Annotated in this window: 17 protein-coding genes; 10 read left to right on the top strand and 7 right to left on the bottom strand. The window is 65.2% G+C overall.

Translation table 11 applies throughout. The annotated features are described in order from the left end of the window. Positions 1-26: 26 nt before the first annotated feature. From CAG33_RS18090 to CAG33_RS18075, 3 genes are all read right to left on the bottom strand, one after another. The gene (locus tag CAG33_RS18090; protein ID WP_139833022.1) at positions 27-3,677 is read right to left on the bottom strand and encodes a hypothetical protein; all 3,651 of its coding nucleotides are present in this window, start codon (positions 3,675-3,677) and stop codon (positions 27-29) included. Positions 3,678-3,866: 189 nt separating this feature from the next. Continuing rightward, on the bottom strand, positions 3,867-4,700 hold the full coding sequence (locus CAG33_RS18080) for an AraC family transcriptional regulator (RefSeq protein WP_085639848.1): 834 nt from the start codon (positions 4,698-4,700) through the stop codon (positions 3,867-3,869). Between the two features lie 35 nt (positions 4,701-4,735). Further along, a complete protein-coding gene (locus CAG33_RS18075) occupies positions 4,736-5,239 on the bottom strand; it encodes a VOC family protein (RefSeq protein WP_085639845.1) in 504 nt (167 codons plus the stop codon). Positions 5,240-5,491: 252 nt separating this feature from the next. Here CAG33_RS18075 and CAG33_RS18070 point away from each other — a divergent pair, with 252 nt between their 5' ends. Genes CAG33_RS18070 through CAG33_RS18060 form a run of 3 tightly spaced genes read left to right on the top strand, consistent with a single transcriptional unit; the run spans position 5,492 to position 7,338 of the window. Further along, positions 5,492-5,749: a transmembrane sensor/regulator PpyR gene (locus tag CAG33_RS18070; protein ID WP_085583521.1), complete on the top strand. Its 258-nt coding sequence runs from the start codon at positions 5,492-5,494 to the stop codon at positions 5,747-5,749. Next, positions 5,742-6,926, top strand: a complete 1,185-nt coding sequence (locus CAG33_RS18065) for an NnrS family protein (protein ID WP_085639842.1) — start codon at positions 5,742-5,744, stop codon at positions 6,924-6,926. The genes CAG33_RS18070 and CAG33_RS18065 overlap by 8 nt, the downstream gene beginning before the upstream one ends. Positions 6,927-6,954: 28 nt before the next feature. After that, positions 6,955-7,338, top strand: coding sequence for a glyoxalase/bleomycin resistance/extradiol dioxygenase family protein (locus tag CAG33_RS18060; protein ID WP_256575731.1), 384 nt, complete (start codon positions 6,955-6,957; stop codon positions 7,336-7,338). On the opposite strand, the gene CAG33_RS18055 is transcribed toward CAG33_RS18060, so the two are convergent. Continuing rightward, on the bottom strand, positions 7,335-8,006 hold the full coding sequence (locus CAG33_RS18055; RefSeq protein ID WP_085632649.1) for a bifunctional 2-polyprenyl-6-hydroxyphenol methylase/3-demethylubiquinol 3-O-methyltransferase UbiG: 672 nt from the start codon (positions 8,004-8,006) through the stop codon (positions 7,335-7,337). The two genes, CAG33_RS18060 and CAG33_RS18055, sit on opposite strands and share 4 nt — an antisense overlap. A 52-nt stretch (positions 8,007-8,058) precedes the next feature. Continuing rightward, the gene (locus tag CAG33_RS18050; RefSeq protein WP_085639839.1) at positions 8,059-9,204 is read right to left on the bottom strand and encodes a GGDEF domain-containing protein; all 1,146 of its coding nucleotides are present in this window, start codon (positions 9,202-9,204) and stop codon (positions 8,059-8,061) included. A gap of 106 nt (positions 9,205-9,310) precedes the next feature. Between CAG33_RS18050 and CAG33_RS18045 the strand changes: the two genes are divergently transcribed. After that, entirely contained in the window at positions 9,311-9,703 is a 393-nt protein-coding gene (locus tag CAG33_RS18045) for a GFA family protein (RefSeq protein WP_085639836.1), read from the top strand. Positions 9,704-9,739: 36 nt separating this feature from the next. On the opposite strand, the gene CAG33_RS18040 is transcribed toward CAG33_RS18045, so the two are convergent. After that, positions 9,740-10,570 (bottom strand): alpha/beta fold hydrolase, encoded by an 831-nt coding sequence (locus CAG33_RS18040; RefSeq protein WP_085583531.1) that lies wholly within the window; start codon positions 10,568-10,570, stop codon positions 9,740-9,742. A gap of 227 nt (positions 10,571-10,797) precedes the next feature. Here CAG33_RS18040 and CAG33_RS18035 point away from each other — a divergent pair, with 227 nt between their 5' ends. From CAG33_RS18035 to CAG33_RS18010, 6 genes are all read left to right on the top strand, one after another. After that, positions 10,798-11,721, top strand: coding sequence for an acetoacetate decarboxylase family protein (locus tag CAG33_RS18035; RefSeq protein ID WP_085639833.1), 924 nt, complete (start codon positions 10,798-10,800; stop codon positions 11,719-11,721). Between the two features lie 5 nt (positions 11,722-11,726). Continuing rightward, a complete protein-coding gene (locus CAG33_RS18030) occupies positions 11,727-12,410 on the top strand; it encodes a type 1 glutamine amidotransferase domain-containing protein (RefSeq protein WP_085639958.1) in 684 nt (227 codons plus the stop codon). Positions 12,411-12,547: 137 nt separating this feature from the next. Continuing rightward, entirely contained in the window at positions 12,548-13,003 is a 456-nt protein-coding gene (locus tag CAG33_RS18025; RefSeq protein ID WP_085583535.1) for a (2Fe-2S)-binding protein, read from the top strand. 22 nt (positions 13,004-13,025) lie between these two features. Further along, entirely contained in the window at positions 13,026-15,188 is a 2,163-nt protein-coding gene (locus CAG33_RS18020) for a xanthine dehydrogenase family protein molybdopterin-binding subunit (RefSeq protein WP_085639830.1), read from the top strand. A 1-nt stretch (position 15,189) separates the two neighbouring features. Next, on the top strand, positions 15,190-15,768 hold the full coding sequence (locus CAG33_RS18015) for a hypothetical protein (protein WP_085639827.1): 579 nt from the start codon (positions 15,190-15,192) through the stop codon (positions 15,766-15,768). Between the two features lie 40 nt (positions 15,769-15,808). Next, on the top strand, positions 15,809-16,774 hold the full coding sequence (locus CAG33_RS18010; protein ID WP_085639824.1) for a diguanylate cyclase: 966 nt from the start codon (positions 15,809-15,811) through the stop codon (positions 16,772-16,774). A gap of 562 nt (positions 16,775-17,336) precedes the next feature. On the opposite strand, the gene fabI is transcribed toward CAG33_RS18010, so the two are convergent. Continuing rightward, complete coding sequence (fabI, locus tag CAG33_RS18005; RefSeq protein WP_085583544.1) at positions 17,337-18,131, bottom strand: enoyl-ACP reductase FabI; 795 nt, start codon at positions 18,129-18,131, stop codon at positions 17,337-17,339. Positions 18,132-18,143 lie beyond the last annotated feature (12 nt).

Genomic DNA, 18,143 nt, shown 5'->3' with positions numbered 1-18,143 from the left:
AGGGCAAGGGCCTTGCTGCAGCGGCGTCAAGCCAGGCCGCTCAATGCGCCCTCTGAGGCGGGCGCCAACGGGCTGAAGCGATTGGCGCGCAACTCGTGGACTGCGTACAGGGTTCGGGCGGTGCGACCGTTGCCGTCGGTGAAGGCATGGAAGCCCGTGACCGCACCGTACAGCTGTTTGCCGAAGTGTTCATGGCCAGCATCCAGCCTTGGCAGATGCCGGTCGAGCATGATGCTGCCGCTGATGGAAGACGGGTAGCCCGTCTCGGGTTTCGGTGTCCGCAGGGCCGGAACGGTGGGGACGAGGCGTTTGTGCAGTTCCCGCACCACCGCCGGATCGCTCAGCGCCAGGCCGTTGCCGCTGTACTCGAGCAGCAGCGCCTTGAGCGTTGCGAACTCATTGCCTTTGGAGCTGGAGGCATTGAGGATCCAGGCTGTCGCTCGGTCCGCATCATCGGTCAGGCCGGTGGGGTTGAATCGCCCTTCTTCGTACACCTGGTGATACTTGGCGTCGCTCAGGCCTTCCGACGTCAGCAACGTTCGATGGTGTTCGTTCAGGGCATTGATGTTTTTGACGTCGATGGTGACCAACGCTTCCATCGACTCGACCACGTTCGTGGTTTTTCGCGCGGTTTCGTAGTGCTTGAAGTAGGTCGACTTGATGCCGCCCAGCAGTTCCTGCAAGGGTTGCTTGCCGATCAAGGCCTTCAGTGCCTGGGCCGGTTGCAATTTCGCCGAGGCTTCGATCAGAGCCTTTTCGAACAAATGATCCAACTCCGACAGGGGAATGCCGTCGGGCGGCAGGGCCTTGTCGCCCAACCGCTTGAGCACATGCCCGGCGGTTTCCAGCGTTTCGTCCCTGAACAGCGCACGCCCATGCGCCACGGTCCCAAGGGTCATGCGGATCTGGGCGGCGGAGCCGGTCTTGTCCAAGGCCTTGATCAGGTCATAGGCGCCGCTGCCGCCGGTGAACAAGCGCAACTGGTCGGCGCCGGTGCGGGTCATGGCCTTGCCCAGGTGGTTGAGCTTCAGCGCGGTCTGGCCGACGAGTTTGGCGCCGCCGTGAATCAACTGCGGCACGCCGTCCAGTGGGTTGAACAGCGACAGCAACGAACGTGCGGCCACCTTGCTCAGGTTCAACAGTCTGGAACTGCTGGCCAGGGCTTTGGTGAACAGTCCGGCTCCGCCCGCAAAAACGGTGACGACGGCAGTGACGTCCATGATGCAGCTGAAGAGGGCACCGCTTCGCCGATCCGGGTCGCCGGACGCCAGGTCTTCGATGCAGCCTTTGAAAGGGATGACGGTGTTCAGGATGGTGTCGAACGTGTTGCTGATGGCCTCGTTCCGTTCTTCGATACCGGTCTTGTCGTAGGCGATGGCGTAGAAATGTTCGTAGGTCAGCGGAGAGCGGTGTTCGGCTATCAGTCGGCTGATCTGTTCGAACCGTGCCGAACGGAAACTGCTCATGGGGCTGAAGGAGAAGGGCTGCGGGCCGTCGTTGTAGTCGAGTTCGGCGAAGCGCTCCATTCCCATGTTCGTGACGTCGTATACCGGTGGGCCGTCTGGCGAGCCGCCCGCAAAGTAAGCCCGCGTGTCGAAGTCGGCGACTCTCATGTGGGTCAATGCTTTGAAATCATCGTTGTTGCCGTTCGGGCCTTTGGAGAACCAGCCCCCGCTTTCGTCCAGCACGTAGCCTTTGACATAAGCTTGGGCCAGTGCCGGATTGGCGCGGCACAGGCCTTGGTGGGGGAACACTTCAACGCAACGGATCTGGCTGTCGTGCCGGCAGAGAACAACAACGCCGAAACCCGCGATCTGGTTTTCACGCAGATCGGCTCCGCCGTCGAGGGTTCGGGACAGATTCTTGCGCACGTAATAGAGGCCGATTTTTCCACGCTCAAGCGCGATCCGGTCATCGTTCGGCAAGCGCGACATCGCCAGGCGCAGCATCGTCGCAATGGCGGCCTTGTAGCGTTCGGTATGTGCCTTCGTCCGCGCGGCGTACAGGTCGTTGATGGGCGGCAGCGTCAGGAGGTCGGGATTCTCTTTGTAAATGCTGGTGCCCAGCCTTCTGTCGTACCGTTTCTCTTTCAACACGCCTGCCAGATAGAGATCGATAAGCGACTCTGAGGAGTAGCTGTTCAGTGGCGCCCATACGGACAGCATTTCCATGGGGTCTTGCTTGTAAAGCGACAGTTGGTCTGTTGCCAGCAGGCGGCGATTGACGGGTCGAGCGCCCATTGCGTCATGGGCTTCTTCGAGCGTTCTGGCGTGTGCCGAGTATTGCGTCAGCGCATTCTTCACGAGGTCCTGTTCCGCATCGCTGTGCGCATCGTCCTCCAGGTCGTTGACCGTTGCCCAGTCCTTGATGCCCTGCAATGTCACCCAGTCGTGGAGGATCTGCTGTTGAGGGCTGGCGGGCGCAATCGCTCCCAGTTCCATCAACTGTGCATACGACAGGTTTCGGGACAGGCCTGGAGCAATGCTTTCCGTCAGCATGACCGATCTGCGCAGCGTGACCCACTCCAGTGAGCCGATCGTCACGGACACGGGGGCATCAACCAGAAACTCCGGCGCCAGTCCTGCGAGTATCAGTTCAATTGCCAAGGGGAGAGCGGCTTCGTCGACGCCGCTCAACCAGTCCTTTATTCCTTCCCGTACCTGGTAGACGTTGGCTTGCGCATTGGAGCGGGCATACAGCAGGGTGCGGCGAAAATCGGTGTTCTTGTCATGCGTGCCAAGGTCGAGGTCCTCGATGATGGCGGATACCAGTACCCGGCTGTACAGTTCAACCGGCAAGTCGGTTTCGGCTGACGATGCGTCAAGTCCCAGTGCCTCGATGTACGATTGGGCGATTTGCTTGATAAACGGGAGCTCCAACAGCAGTGCCCAACTTTCTTGTGGGTATTCGCGCAGAAACGTTGAGGTTCTCTTTTCGTAAAGCGCCCTGCTCAGGTAACTGATCAGTGGTTCCCGGGCGGACGTATTCCTCATTTTCGTCAGTCCGTAGGTGTGCTGATGAAGGATTGAATGCTGGTCTTCATCGATGAAAAGTGTCGGCTCGCCGGCCTGATGGACGTCACCCCAATAATTGCCGTGCAGCGGGGGCGTCGGCAGTTCAAGTGTCAGCAGTGCAATCAGGTTCTGTATGTCACCGACAGTCTTCGGCACGTTCAGTTGATGAAACTGCAGCCAATTGACGAGCGGGACGACATTGGACGAGGAAATGACGCCGCCCGCGAGGGCAGCAGCCTTTGCGATGAGTTCGATGTTGCCCTTCTGGCTGGCGAAAGTTGCACGGTCAAGCGCTTCCAACTTCAGAGAGGGGGTCGGCGAGGTTGGAACGTTAATGGCCCGATGAACCTCACCTGCCGGGTTCACCATTATCCAGAAGTCATGGTCGGCTGCCTTGAATGTTTGCTGCGCAATTGTTCGCCTGAGCAATTGCCTCGCCGAGTGTTGGGCGATGTCGAAGCGGCTGCCCGTATTGATGAAAGTGCCTAATGCTCGAACATCGGGTTGCTGATGAGTTTCGAACTCAAGCGTAGGGCCGATGGCCTGGCTTGCTGCCTGGGCCGTCAGGGAAGTTGCGCTCTTGAGTGTCGCGGCAATGGCCCGGCTTTCAGCCTGATCGACAGATAATGTTTGCGGGTGCAGCAAATTGAACCAGTGTTTCATGTCGGCGTCCGTACCGAGTGTTTGATTTGGACGCAGACTACGTAAGTTTGAACTGCCTGACGGGTGAGTATCGTTTCGGCTTGTAAGTCTCAAGTGAAGTGTGGGGTTGCGGCGGCTGAATATGGGCGGGCAGTTGAGGGTCGCGGCAATGTTTAACCGGAAGTTATCGGCTGCGGATAACTAAGGCCATCATCCGCGATATTGCCCCGGCGTCGCCGCCAAGTGCTGTTTGAACACCCGCTGAAAGTGCGCCTGATCGGCAAATCCCGCCTCCAATGCGACGTCGGCGATCAACTGCCCGCTGCGCAGGCGCTCCCGGGCGAACTGAATGCGCTGATTGACCACATAGGCGTGGGGCGTCATGCCGTAATGCTGCTTGAAGGCGCGGATCAGGTACGAGGGCGACAATTGCGCCGCCGCGCAGATGTCGTCGAGGCTGAGCAGTCGCGTGCAGTGTGCCCGGATGAAGGCGGCCGCGTGTTCGAGCTTGCTGTTCGGCTCGCGCACGGGCGCCGCCGCAGGGTTCAGTCGGGTTTGCAGGTCGCTGAAGAACTCCACCGCCGCGCTCTCTTTGCGCAGCACGTCTTGCTGGTCGTCGACGAGGATACGGTACAGCGCCTGAAGATCGCGGAACAGGCCGGGATCGTTTGAACGGGTGGCGCAGAAGCGCCGGAACTCAAGGTCGGCGCTGAACCCCAGCTGGTGCTGCAGGTCGGTCAGCCAAGGGGTTTCCACGTACAGCATCAGGTACGACCAGGGCTGGTCGTCGATCGGGTTGCAGGCATGCACGTCGCCCGGGTTCATCAGCACCACGGTGCCGGCGGCGACCTCGTGCTGCGATTGCTCGTGCACATAGGTGCTGCGCCCGGCGGTGATGGCGCCGATGGAGAAGTGCGCATGGGAGTGCCGGGCGTAGCAGACGTCCCGGCCATCGGCGATGGCCCGCGCCTCGATGAAGGGCAGGGCGTCGTCGCGCCAGAAGCGCGGCGCTTTCTCAGGGTGCTTGGCGGCACTGTGTCTCATCGTCGTGGATCCCGGCAGGCCAGGGCTGGAGTGTATTAGCTCTGGCCGGCGAATGCCCGCTCAAGTTCAGCGATGTCGAGCTTTTTCATCCCGAGCATGGCCTGCATCGCCCGTTGGGTCTTGGCCGTGTCGGGGTCTTGCATCATGTGCATGAACGCCACCGGCACGATCTGCCACGACACCCCGAACTTGTCCTTGAGCCAGCCGCACTGCTGCGCCTGCGAAGATCCCCCGGAAGACAGGTTGCCCCAGAAGTGGTCGATCTCGTCCTGGGTCTGGCAATTGACCTGGAACGACACCGCCTCGTTGAACGTGAACACCGGGCCGCCGTTGAGGCCGGTGAAGCTTTGGCCGTCGAGTTCGAAGCTGACGGTCATCACCGAGCCTTCCGGGCGCTTGTGGAATTCCTGGCCGGCCTTGCCGTAGTGGGTGACGGCGGTGATTTTCGAGTGATCGAAGATCGAGCAGTAAAACTTCGCCGCCGCTTCGGCCTGGTCGTCGAACCACAGGCAAGGCGTGAGTTTCTGGAAACGTTGCATGGCGGTTGTCCTCGGCAGGTTAGACACGCTGGATTAACAGCGTAGTCAGTCCGGGGGACGTGCGGGATGCCGCAGATCGGTCGCAAGGTCATGGTTTGGTCGTTATGACTCTATTGGTAGTCTTAATGACCAGGTCGGATTCGAGTCATATCGACTCAGTCGCTGCCAAGGCCCTGATTTGACGGGGCCTTGAAAGTGGCACGGGAGTTGTAACGTTCCAGGCACACATCCAGCCGCACGAGGATACGAAAAATGCTCGCTTTCTTCGAAAGTCCGCTGAACGTCCTGCGCCTGTCGAGCCGCGTGCTTGTCGCCGGCCTGGCCTTGCTGTCGGTCGGCCTCTACGGGGCCTATCTGCATCAAGGGCACTTGCCGCTCGGGTTGCTGGTGACGATGCATGCCTTGACCGTCATCGGGCCGACCCTGCTCAAGATCGGCTACGTGATGCGGCTGGTCTCGGAGCGTCGCTTGGGGCTTGTGCATGCGCCAGCGGAGGCTTGCCATGCGTAACCTGTCCGATGCGCCGCTGTTCAGTGTCGGCTTTCGGCCGCTGTTTCTCGCCGGGGCCGGGTTTGCCGTGCTGGCGGTGATGGTCTGGGGTCTGTGGCTGCACGGCCATTGGCTTGCCCTGCAACCGGCGGGCGGCATGCTGGCCTGGCACCGCCATGAGATGCCGTTCGGGTTCGCAGCGGCGATCGTCGGCGGCTTTTTGCTGACGGCGGTGCCGAACTGGACGGGCATTGCGCCCCTGCGCGGATGGCCGCTGATCGCGCTGGTGTCGGTCTGGCTGGCGGGGCGTCTGGCGTGGTGGGTGCCATTGCCCGTCGGTGCGGTGCTGCTGGTGCAAGGGGCATTTCTGCCCTTGCTGGCGGGGCTGCTGGGACGGGATCTGATCGCTGCGCGCAAGCGGGACAACTACCCGATCGTGCTGGTGCTGGCGTTGATGGCGGGCTGTCAGGCGCTGACCCTGTCCGGCCTTCACTTGGATGACGCCGGTCTGCAACGTCAGGGCGTGCTGGCCGCGCTGTGGCTGATCGCGGCGCTGATGACCGTGATCGGCGGGCGGGTGCTGCCGTTCTTCATCCAGCGCGGCTTGAACCGGCCGCCCGCGCCGCCGGCCGGTGCATGGCCGACGCGGCTGTTGCTGCCCGCCAGCCTGCTGATCGCCGTGACCTTCGCCGCCAGCCTGCTGATCGCCGTGACCTTCGCCGCCGGCCTCAACGATTCGCCGAGCCTGTGGCTGGCGGCGCTGTTCGTCCTTGTCGGCGGTTTGCAGGTGTGGCGCCTGATCCGCTGGCATGACCGCGGACTGTGGCGCGTGCCGCTGCTGTGGTCGCTGTACCTGGCCTATGGCTGGATGGCGCTGGCGACCCTGGCCATGGCGCTGTGGCACCTGGAGCTGATCGGGCAGCAGAGCCTGGCCACCCATGCGTTGGCGGTCGGCGGGGTGGGCGGGCTGATTCTGGCGATGATCGCCAGGGTCTGCCTCGGGCACACCGGGCGCCTGTTGCAACCGCCCAAAGGCATGGTGTCCGGGTTTGCGCTGGTGCTGGCCGCGGCGGCCTGCCGGGTGTGGGTCGTGCCGTTCTCCAGCCTGGGCCTGGGCTTGTCGGTGTTGCTCTGGTGCGCCGCCTTCGGCTTGTTCCTGCTGCGCTATACCGGGATTCTGTTCAGGCCGAGGCTGTAGCGCCCGTTGCCAAAGCGGCGGGCAATGGATGACTATCGCGCCACTGTTCATCCACCGTTCCGGAGGCGACATGCCGCTGACCGCGCTTTTGTACTGCAATGACCTGGCCGAGACCGAACGCCACTACCGCGACGTCCTCGGGTTCACCGTCGCCGGCTCGGCGGAGTCGACGCTCACCGTCCGGCTGGGGGACTGCAGCCTCGTGTTCACCCAGGAGAACCCCTGGGGCGGCCCGGCAGCCTGTTCAGCCACCTTTTACCTGGTGATCGAGCAGGTGGACCGCTACTACGATGCGGTGAAGGAGCGGGCGACCATCGCCTGGCCGTTGCAGGACATGCCTTACGGCTCCCGGGAGTTCGGCGTGCGCGATTGCAACGGCTACCACCTGGGGTTTTCCCAGGCCCAGGGCTAGCCCTTCTGCTCGGCCACCAGCAGCAATGACTGCGGTAGCGGACTTTGCGGGTGCTGGGGTTCGCGCAGTTCGGCCAGCCGCCAACCGGCCATGTCCAGTGCGCAGGTCCAGCTCGACAGGGTGCGCATGTACCACGGCATCGGTTGCCAGTGCCCCTTGAACCCGGCGAACGACTCTTCGCGCCAGCCGTCCTGATAATCGCCCGCCGCTGCGGCCCAAGGGTGCAGCGTCTGGATCACCAGCGCGCCGCCGGGGGCGAGCAGGGCGTTCAGGGCGGCGAGCAGCGGGATGATGTCCTGGTGCAGCAGGGAGAAGTTGGCGCAGATCAGGTCGTAGCCGTGACCGATGTCCACCCGGCCGTCCGCCAGTTCATCATAGCTGGCCACATGCACCGGCGCAGAGCCCGCCGCCCGTGCGGCCTCCACCAGCGTAGCGTCGCCGTCCACGCCCACCGTCTCGATCCCTCTTTCGCTCAAGGCCCGCAGCAGCCAGCCTTCGCCGCAGCCCAGGTCGAGCACACGTTCGGGCTGCCGGCCGAGGATCGCCAGCAGGATCGCCTGGTCGGTGACGGTGCGGCGGCTCTCGATGGCGCCGCTGCGCACCGCGCAGATCCAGGCCGCAGCGTTCTGGTGCCAGCTGTGCAGGAGGGCGGCTTCGGGGGTGGGCATCGCGGGCTCCTCTATCGTGGACTGCCGGCAAGCATAGGCCATCGGCCAAAGGCTAGTTGTGATCGGCCACCCGCAGGCTGTTGCGGCCGCCGCGTTTGGAGGCGTAGAGCGCGCTGTCGCCTTGCTCGATCAGCGCCGCCAGGCTGGCCGGCGGATGCTCGAATATCTTGGCGCCGATGCTCAGGGTCACGGCCTGCGGGGTGGCGAAGTCCTGCGTGGCGGCGTGGAACCGTTCGCGCAGGGTGCCGCCGAGCGCCATGATCCGCTCGTGGGACGCGTCGCCCGTCAGGATGACGAACTCGTCCCCGCCCAACCGCGCCGCCAGCGCGCCTTCGGGCAGCGCCGCGCGGATCAGCTCGCTGAGCGTTACCAGCAGACGGTCGCCGGCGACGTGGCCGTACAGGTCGTTGACCAGTTTGAAATGGTCGATGTCGATCAGCAGCAGCGCACCGGGCCGGGCGCTGGAGACGCCGTCCAGCAGGCGCGGCGCCTGCACTTCCAGGGCGCGGCGGTTGTAGAGCCCGGTCAACGGATCCTGCGCCGCCAGCCGCGCGATCTGGGTTTCCCGGCGGTGGCGTTCGGTGCCGGTCATCGACAGGGCGATCAGCATGATCGCCATCGCGCCCTCGACCAGGGAGATCTGAATGATCTCGCCGCGCAGGGCCGCGAGGTCGATCAGCGTGCCCGGCACCACCGCCGTCAGGGCCTTGGCCACATAGAACAGCCCGTGGATCAGCAGCACATAGCGCAGTTGCACGGCGCCGATGCTCAGCGACTTGCCGTGGGGGCGCAGCAGGAAACTCGCCCGCAGGGTGACCAGGGCCACCAGCAGCGAATTGCTCATCAGCATGACCTTCGACCACAAGGCGTCATCCGGCAGCCACAGCAGGCCGAGCCAGGCCGGGACGATCAAGTACCAGCCTCCCGACAGGCGCTGGCGGGTGAACCGCGCCACCCCCAGCAGGAACAGCCAGTGGGCGACCACCAGCAAGCCGTTGGCGAACCAGATGCCGATCAGCAGATAGCCGCCGCTGCGCAGCAGGGCGAGGGTCGAGCCCACGGTGATGGTGGCGAAGCCCGCGCTCCAGCACAGCAGCGAGGCTTCGCGGATGCTGCGCCATTCGACCGCCAGGTAAAGGGCCGCCGCCGCAGCCAGGGCGGTGGAAATGGTCAGCATCGTGAGGGGGTCGAGCGCCATGGACGGGCGGGCCTGCGTGGGAGGTGAAAAGGCGCACGATTGTAAGCGTTCGCCCCGGCGCCTGCTATTTTCACTCACCGGATATTCCATTTTGCGGAGGTGCAGCATGGATCGGTTCACGGGCGGTTGTCTGTGCGGCGAAGTCCGTATCGAAGCGACGGGCCGGCCTTACCGGGTGGGCATCTGTCACTGCCTCGATTGCCGCAAGTTCCATGGCGCGCTGTTCCATGCGTCGGCGATCTTTCCCGAGGGCGCAGTGACGGTCACCGGCCAGTCCGGCAGCTACGGCGGGCGATTCTTTTGCCCGCGCTGCGGCTCGTCGGTGTTCTCCCGCTCGGGCGACGAAATCGAAGTGAACCTGGGCTCGCTCGATGCGCCAGACCAGCTGCAGCCGACCTATGAGCTGTGGACGGTGCGGCGCGAATCGTGGCTGCCGGCGTTCGCGCTGGCCAGGCACTACCCGCGCGACCGCGAAGGGACGGGGCGCGAGGAAGGGTAGGTGAACCGGGGCCGTCCGGCCCCGGCCGCCGTTGCGTCAACTGCGGATGAACGCCAGCAGGTCGGCGTTGATCGTCTCGGCGTGGGTCGTCGGCATCCCGTGGGGGAAGCCCGGATAGATCTTCAGGGTGCTGTTCTTCAGCAATTTCGCCGACAGCACGCCCGAGTTCTCGTAGGGCACGATCTGGTCATCGTCGCCGTGCATCACCAGCACCGGGATCGTCACGCGCTTGAGGTCTTCGGTGAAGTCGGTCTGGGAGAAGGCCACAATGCCGTCGTAATGGGCCTTGGCGCCGCCCATCATGCCCTGGCGCCACCAGTTCAGCACCACCGCCTCCAGCGGCTTGGCGCCGGGCCGGTTGTAGCCGTAGAACGGCCCGGCGGGCACGTCGTGGTAGAACTGCGAACGGTTGGCCGCGAGCTGCGCCTGCAGGTCGTCGAACACCGATTTGGGCAGGCCGCCGGGGTTGGCGGCGGTCTTGACCATCAGCGGCGGCACCGCGCTGATGATCGCGGCCTTGGCCACCCGATCCTCGCCGTGCCGCGCGATGTAGTGGATGACCTCGCCGCCGCCGGTGGAGTGGCCGACGTGCACGGCCTTCTGCGTGCCCAGATGGTTGACCACCGCCGCCACGTCGTCGGCGTAGTGGTCCATGTCATGGCCGTCCCAGACCTGGCTCGACCGCCCGTGGCCGCGGCGGTCGTGGGCGACCACCCGAAAGCCTTGGGCGAGGAAGAACAGCATCTGCGCGTCCCAGTCGTCGGCGCTCAGCGGCCAGCCGTGGTGGAAGTGGATCACCGGGGCATCCTTGGGGCCCCAGTCCTTGTAGAAGATCTCGACGCCGTCTTTCGTGGTGACATAGCCCATGTTCGCGACTCCTCAAAACAGGGTGGTTTGTTGACAAGCGTTATCAACTCTAGGATTGAAGCGGGCTTTAAGGTCAAGGAATTTACGAACGGTCGCGGCCCCTCGCCGATCAGTCCCGTGAATGACGGACGACAGGCGCCATCGGCTTGACCTTAAAGTTCGGTTGAATCTTAGAGTGAGGCGCACCGGCTCTCTGCCGGGCCACTCACCGAGAAAGGTCAGCCAACATGAGCAAGCGCTTTACAGAGGTCGAATTCGGGCCGCACACGGTCGAGGTGCTGGAGGGCGGCTACTACGACCGCTTCCGGATGAACCCCGACCTCGATCAGGTGGCCCGGGACAAGGCGGCCGGCAACATCGACTTCTTCCGGCGCATTCCCAAGCAGCAGGTGGCCTCCCGCGTCGGACCGACCTGGGCGCCGAACTTCTATTACCGCACCGGCAGCGTCCAGCTGCTGTTCCTGGCGCCCCTGGACCGGTTGCGCGCCACCTTGCCGGCGCCGCTCGAACCGCTGCGGGCCTTTCCCGGCTACGGGCTGGTGGCGCTGACGTTCTTCACCTATTCGGTGTGCGACAACGACCCCTATGACGAAGTGTCGGTGGCGGTCGTCGTGCGCCGTCCCGGGGCCCGTGGCTCCCACGCGCTGGAACTGATGGACGCCATGCGCCGGCGCAGTTTCACCGCCCATGTGCTGGCGCTGCCGGTGAACACCGAGATCGCCCGTGTGCGCGGCGTTCACGGCTATCAGCTGCCCAAGTGGCGCGCCGACATCGAAGTGAGCATCGGCGCCGAGGTCAGCGCCTGCATCGCCGGGCCCAAGGGCTTGCCGGACCTGCAGCTCAAGGTGCCGCTGCCGCCGCTGAGCCACGTGCAGCCCCAGTCGCGCATGGGCACCGCCACCATGATCCATCAGGTCGACGGCCTGTGGCACCAGAGCGTGGTGCAGAGCAACACACTATCCTTTGCCCAACGCCTGTTCCCCCGAAACGTGCGGCTGGAGCGCGCCGGCGGCCCGCTGAGCCAGTTGCTCGACGGCCTGGGGGCTTCGCGGATCCTGCGCCTGGACGTGATCAAGGATGCGCAGATCGTGCTGAACCTGCCGGTGCCGCTGAACGCGTTCGGCCAGACCGCCACCCACAGGAGCGAGTGATCGAAATGACCCGCCGGATCCTCCATGTCGTCACCAACGTCGCCCACTATGCCGACCCGTCCGAGCCGACCGGGCTTTGGCTGGGTGAACTGACCCACGCCTGGCAGGTGTTCGCCGCCAAGGGCTTCGAGCAGCGGCTGGTCAGCCCGCTCGGCGGCGCCAGCCCCCTGGAGCCGCGCGCCCTGAAGTGGCCGATGCTCGACCGTTCGGCCAGCGCCTGGCTCAACGAACCGGCGAGCATGGCGCTGCTGGCCGAAACCGCCAGCCCTGACCAGGTCGACACGGCCGAATTCGATGCGATCTATTTCACCGGCGGGCACGCGGTGATGTGGGACTTTCCCGAGGACGCCGGCCTGCAGCGGCTGACCCGGGAGATCTACGAGCGGGGCGGCATCGTCTCGTCGGTCTGTCACGGCTATTGCGGGCTGCTCAACACGCGGCTGTCGGACGGCAGCCTGCTGGTGGCCGGGCGTAAGGTCACCGGTTATTCATGGTTCGAGGAAGTGCTGGCCGGCGTTGCGGGCAAGGTGCCGTACAACTCGGAACAGCAGATGAAGGCACGCGGCGCGCGCTACGAAAAGGCGCTGCTGCCGTTCACTTCCAAGGTCGTCACCGACGGCCGGCTGGTGACCGGGCAGAATCCTCAGTCGGCCAAAGCCACGGCGCAGCAGGTGGCGGCGATGCTGTGAACGGATGACCGGCGGTCGCGGCGGCTGGCCGTCGGGGCAAATTGCGCTTAGCTCAAAGGGATAACCGAGGCGCGCGCAGGCATCGACCGCCGCAGCGACGCCCCCTTCAGAACACCGTGAGTCTGAGGAAGTCCCCGATGCTGACCTTGAACATCAACGGCAAGGATCAGGAGCTCGATGTCCCGGCGGACATGCCGTTGCTCTGGGTCCTGCGCGACGTCGCGCACCTGACCGGCACCAAATTCGGCTGCGGTATGGCCCAGTGCGGCGCTTGCACCGTCCACGTCGACGGCGCGCCGATGCGCTCGTGCATCACGCCGGCCACCGCCGTGGCCCATGGCCAGAAAATCCTCACCATCGAAGGCCTGTCCAGCGACGGCTCGCACCCGGTGCAGCGGGCCTGGGCCGAGCTGGACGTGGTGCAGTGCGGCTACTGCCAGTCCGGGCAGATCATGTCCGCCGCCGCGCTGCTGGCGAAGATCCCCAAGCCCACCGACAGCGACATCGACCAGGCGCTCTCCGGCAACATCTGCCGCTGCGGCACCTATCCGAGAATCCGCGCGGCGGTCAAACGCGCGGCCGACATCGGATGAGTCCGGCCAAAGGAGGCGAGCGATGAACGGTTCCGTATCCCGTCGGGGATTTCTCAAGGGCAGCGCCGTGCTGGGCGGCGGGCTGGTGGTGGCGTTCAATGTGCCCGGCGGGCATCGTTTCGCCAGGGCGGCGGACAATGAAGGCAAGGTGTTTGCGCCCAACGCTTTCCTGCGCATCGGCGCCGACGACAGCGTCACCGTGCTGCTGGGCCATTCGGAAATGGGCCAGGGCATCTGGACCGGCCTGACCATGCTGATCGCCGAAGAGCTGGACGCCGACTGGTCGAAGATCCGCGTCGAGCATTCGCCGGCGTCGGCGGCCGACTACGGCATGCCGGCCTTCGGCGGGATGCAGATCACCGGCGGTTCGACCTCGACTTGGATGGAGTTCGACCGCTACCGCCTGGCCGGGGCCACGGCGCGGCAGATGCTGGTCGAGGCGGCGGCCAAGCGCTTCGGGGTGGCGCCTTCGGCGATTCGCACCGAGTCCGGCGTGGTGATCGCCGGCGACCAGCGCGCCACCTACGGCGAACTGGCGGACGCCGCCGGACAACTGCCGGCGCCGGATCCGAAAACCATCGTGTTCAAGCAGGCCAAGGACTGGAAAGTCATCGGCAAACCCACCAAGCGCCTCGACACCCCGGAGAAAATCACCGGCCGCGCCAAGTTCGGCATGGACGTGCAGTTCGACGGGCTGATGACCGCGATGGTCGCCCGGGCGCCGGTGTTCGGCGCCACCGTCAAATCCTTCGAAGGCGCCGAGGCGCTGGCGGTGCCCGGCGTGCACAAGGTGGTGCAGGTGCCCAGCGGGGTGGCGGTGATCGCCGAGCACTACTGGGCGGCCAAGTTGGGCCGAGACGCGCTGAAGGTCGATTGGGATCCGGGCCCCCACGCGGACCTGAGCAGCGAGAAGCTGCTGGACAGCTTCCGCAAACTGGCGGCCACCCCGGGCACCTCCGCCAGCCAGGCCGGGGACGCCAAGGGCAACTTCGCCAAGGCCGCGAAGAAGATCGAGGTCGAATACAGCGTGCCGTACCTGGCCCACGCGCCGATGGAGCCGCTCAACTGCACGGTGAAGATCAGCGCCGACAAGTGCGAGATCTGGACCGGCACCCAGTTCCAGACTTTGGATCAGATGATCGCCGGCAAGATCACCGGGCTGAAGCCTGAGCAGGTCGAGATCCACACCGAGTTCCTCGGCGGCGGCTTCGGCCGGCGGGCCAACCCGACTTCTGACTTCGTCGCCGAAGCGGTGCAGGTGGCGAAGGCGGCGGCCATGCCGGTGAAGACCGTGTGGTCGCGGGAGGACGACATCCGCGGCGGCTACTACCGCTCGATGTTCCTGCACCAGGCCCGGGTCGGGCTCGGCGCCGACGGCCTGCCGCAGGCCTGGCAGCATGTGCTGGTCGGGCAGTCGATCATGACCGGCACCTTGCTGGAAGCGACCATGGTCAAGAACGGCATCGACCCGACCTCGGTCGAAGGCGTGGCCGACAGCCCTTACCTCAAGGAACTGGCGCACCGGCAGGTCGAACTGCATTCGCCGCAGACCGGCATCAACGTGCTGTGGCTGCGCTCGGTGGGGCACACCCACACCGCGTTCGTCATGGAGTCGCTGATCGACGAGCTGGCCGCAGCGGCGGGCAAGGATCCGGTGGAGTACCGGCGCACCTTGCTCAAGGCCCATCCGCGCCACCTCGGGGTGCTCAACCTGGCGGTGGAGAAGGCAGGCTGGAAGGCGCCGCTGCCCGACGGCCACGCCCTCGGGGTGGCGGTGCACGAGTCGTTCGGCAGTTACGTGGCGCAGGTGGCCGAGGTGTCCCAGGACAACCTGGCGATCCGCGTGCACCGGGTGGTGTGCGCGGTGGACTGCGGGATTGCGGTCAACCCGCAGAGCATCGCCGCGCAGATGGAGTCGTGCATCACCTTCGGCCTGGGCATGGCGCTGCACAGCAAACTGACCGTCAAGGACGGGCGGGTGGTGCAGTCCAACTATCACGACTATCAGGTGCTGCGCCTGAACGAGATGCCGACGGTCGAGGTGCACATCGTGCCCAGCACCGACAAGCCCGGCGGCATCGGCGAGGCAGGGGTGCCGCCCACCGCGCCGGCGGTGGCCAACGCGCTGTACGCCCTGACCGGGCAACGCCTGCGGGAACTGCCGCTGCAACTGTCGGGGGTGTGAGATGAGACGCCATCTGCTGTTGGGCACGGTGATTCTGATCGGTCTGGGCGGCTACGCCTCGGATCTGTTCGCCGACGATCAGGAAGCCTTGAAGGCGTTCGGCACGGTGCAGAAGGTGTTCCAGAGCCCGCGCTGCCAGAACTGCCACATTCCCGGCGATTCGCCGTTGCAGTTCGACGCCGGCACGCCCCATGCGATGAACGTGGTGCGCGGGCTGGACGGCAAGGGCGCCGCCGGGCTGCCCTGCGCCACCTGCCACGCCGAAAGCAATCCGCCGGCCAGCTACGGCCCCCATGCGCCCCCGGGAGCGCCGCACTGGAGCCTGCCGCCGGCCGCGCACAAGATGGCCTGGATCGGCCTGCCGCCGGACAGGCTGTGCGCCATGATCAAGGACCGCGCCAGCAACGGCGACCGCGACTTCGCGGCGCTGATCAAGCATGTCAGCGAAGACAAGCTGGTGCTCTGGGGCTGGAACCCCGGCGCCGGGCGCCAACGCGTGCCGGTGCCGCACGATATTTTCGTCGAACAGTTCAAGCTGTGGGCCGGTGCCGGCGGGCCGTGTCCGGTGACGGGCGGCTGATGGTCTACGCTCAGGGGCAGACCCCTCAATGGAGTGAGCGATGTTGCCCCCCGGAAAACCCGTCAATGAGCAGGCCCGCGTAGCGACGCTGCACGGGCTCAATGTCCTCGACACCTTGCCTGAGGAACGCTTCGACCGCCTCACCCGCCTGGCGCGGCGGGTGTTCAACGTGCCGATCGCGCTGGTCAGCCTGGTGGATGCCGAGCGCCAGTGGTTCAAGTCGTGCGTGGGGCTCGACGCCACGGAGACCGGGCGTGACGTGTCGTTCTGCGGCCATGCGATCCTGGGCGATCAGATCCTGCAGGTCGACGATGCGGCGCAGGACGAGCGCTTCCACGACAACCCGCTGGTCACCGGCAATCCCGGCATCCGCTTCTATGCCGGTTGCCCGCTGACGGTCGGTGACGGCAGCAAGCTGGGCACGCTGTGCCTGATCGACACCAAACCCCGCCGGCTCGACGACGAAGAGCGCGAACTGCTGCGCGATCTCGCCCGGATGGCCGAGCAGGAGCTGATGGCGGTGCAGATGGCGACCCTGGACGAGCTGACGCTGCTGTCCAACCGCCGGGGCTTCAAGGCCTTGGCGCAGCATGGCCTGGACGCCTGCGTCCGGCTCGGCAAACCGGCGACGCTGCTGTTCTTCGACCTCAACGACTTCAAGCAGATCAACGACCTGTTCGGCCACGCCGAGGGCGACAGCGCCCTCAAGACCTTCGCCGACGTGCTGCGCATCGCCTTCCGGGAGAGCGACGTGGTGGGCCGGCTCGGCGGCGACGAGTTCGTGGCGCTGCTGACCGGCTCCAGCCATGTCGAGACCACGTCGATCATGGCCCGGCTCAAGGACATCCTCGACGAGCGCAACGCCACCCTGCAACGCGGCTACGACATCCGCTTCAGCGTCGGCCAGATCGAATATGACCCGCAGCGGCACGACACGGTGGATCGGCTGCTGGCCGACGCCGACGGGGCGATGTATGCGCACAAACAGGCGCTGAAGCGCCGCTGACCGCAGGGGCTCGCGATGGCGGTGGGTCAGGCAACAGAGATGTCAGCAGTGCCGGCCCCATCGCCAGCAGGCAAGCTCCCATAGGGTTCGGTGGTGTGCAACCCATCTTGCAGACACCTGCGGTTCCTGTGGGAGCGGGCTTGCCCGCGATGGCGGTGGGTCAGGCAGCAGAGATGTCGGCAGTGCTGGCCTCATCGCTGGCAAGCCAGCTCCCACAGGTTTCGGTGATGTTTGCCGATTCTGCAGACACCTGCGGTTCCTGTGGGAGCGGGCTTGCCCGCGATGGCGGTGGGTCAGGCAGCAGAGATGTCGGCAGTGCTGGCCTCATCGCTTGCAGGCAAGCTCCCATAGGGTTCAGCGGTGTGCAGAGATCCTGCGGGCAGGTGGGATCCACTGTGGGAGCCAGCCTGCTGGCGATGAGGCCGGGACAGTTGAAACCTTCATGCCTGACACGCCGCCATCGCATGCAGATGCTGCATTCCCACGGGGACCCGGGGGAATGCAGGATCCGCAGGCACAAAAAACCCGCCGGATGGCGGGTTTTTCGTCGGCTAACCGAAGATCACTCTTCGATGTTGCCCATGGCGGTGGTGTTGAAGCCGCCGTCCACGTACATGATTTCACCGCTGATGCCCGACGCCAGGTCGGAGCACAGGAAGGCGCCGGCGTTGCCGACTTCTTCGATGGTGACGTTGCGGCGCAGCGGGGTCTGCGCTTCGTTGGCGGCCAGCATCTTGCGGAAGTTCTTGATGCCGGAAGCGGCCAGGGTGCGGATCGGGCCGGCCGATACGCAGTTGACGCGGGTGCCGTCCGGGCCCAGGGAGCCGGCCAGGTAACGCACGCCGGCTTCCAGCGAAGCCTTGGCCATGCCCATCACGTTGTAGTTCGGCATGGTGCGCTCGGCGCCCAGGTAGGACAGGGTCAGCAGGCTGCCGTTGCGGCCTTTCATCATCTCGCGGCCGGCCTTGGCCAGGGCCACGAAGCTGTAGGCGCTGATGTCGTGGGCGATGCGGAAACCTTCGCGGGTGGTGGCTTCGGTGAAGTCGCCGTCCAGTTGGTCGCCCGGGGCGAAGCCGACGGAGTGCACGATGCAGTCCAGGCCGTCCCACTTCTTGCTCAGCTCCTCGAAGACCTTGGCGATCTCTTCGTCGCTGGCCACGTCGCAAGGGAAGCACAGATCCGCGCTCGAACCCCAGCCTGCGGCGAACTCTTCGACACGACCTTTCAATTTGTCGTTCTGATAAGTGAAGGCAAGCTCAGCGCCCTCGCGATGCATGGCGGCAGCGATGCCGGATGCGATGGACAGCTTGCTGGCGACACCGACGATCAGTACGCGCTTACCGGCGAGAAAACCCATGTGTTGCTCCTC

This window comes from Pseudomonas sp. B3(2017), from assembly GCF_002113595.1.
GTDB lineage: Bacteria > Pseudomonadota > Gammaproteobacteria > Pseudomonadales > Pseudomonadaceae > Aquipseudomonas > Aquipseudomonas ekonensis.
This window is presented reverse-complemented; position numbering and strand designations above follow the sequence as displayed.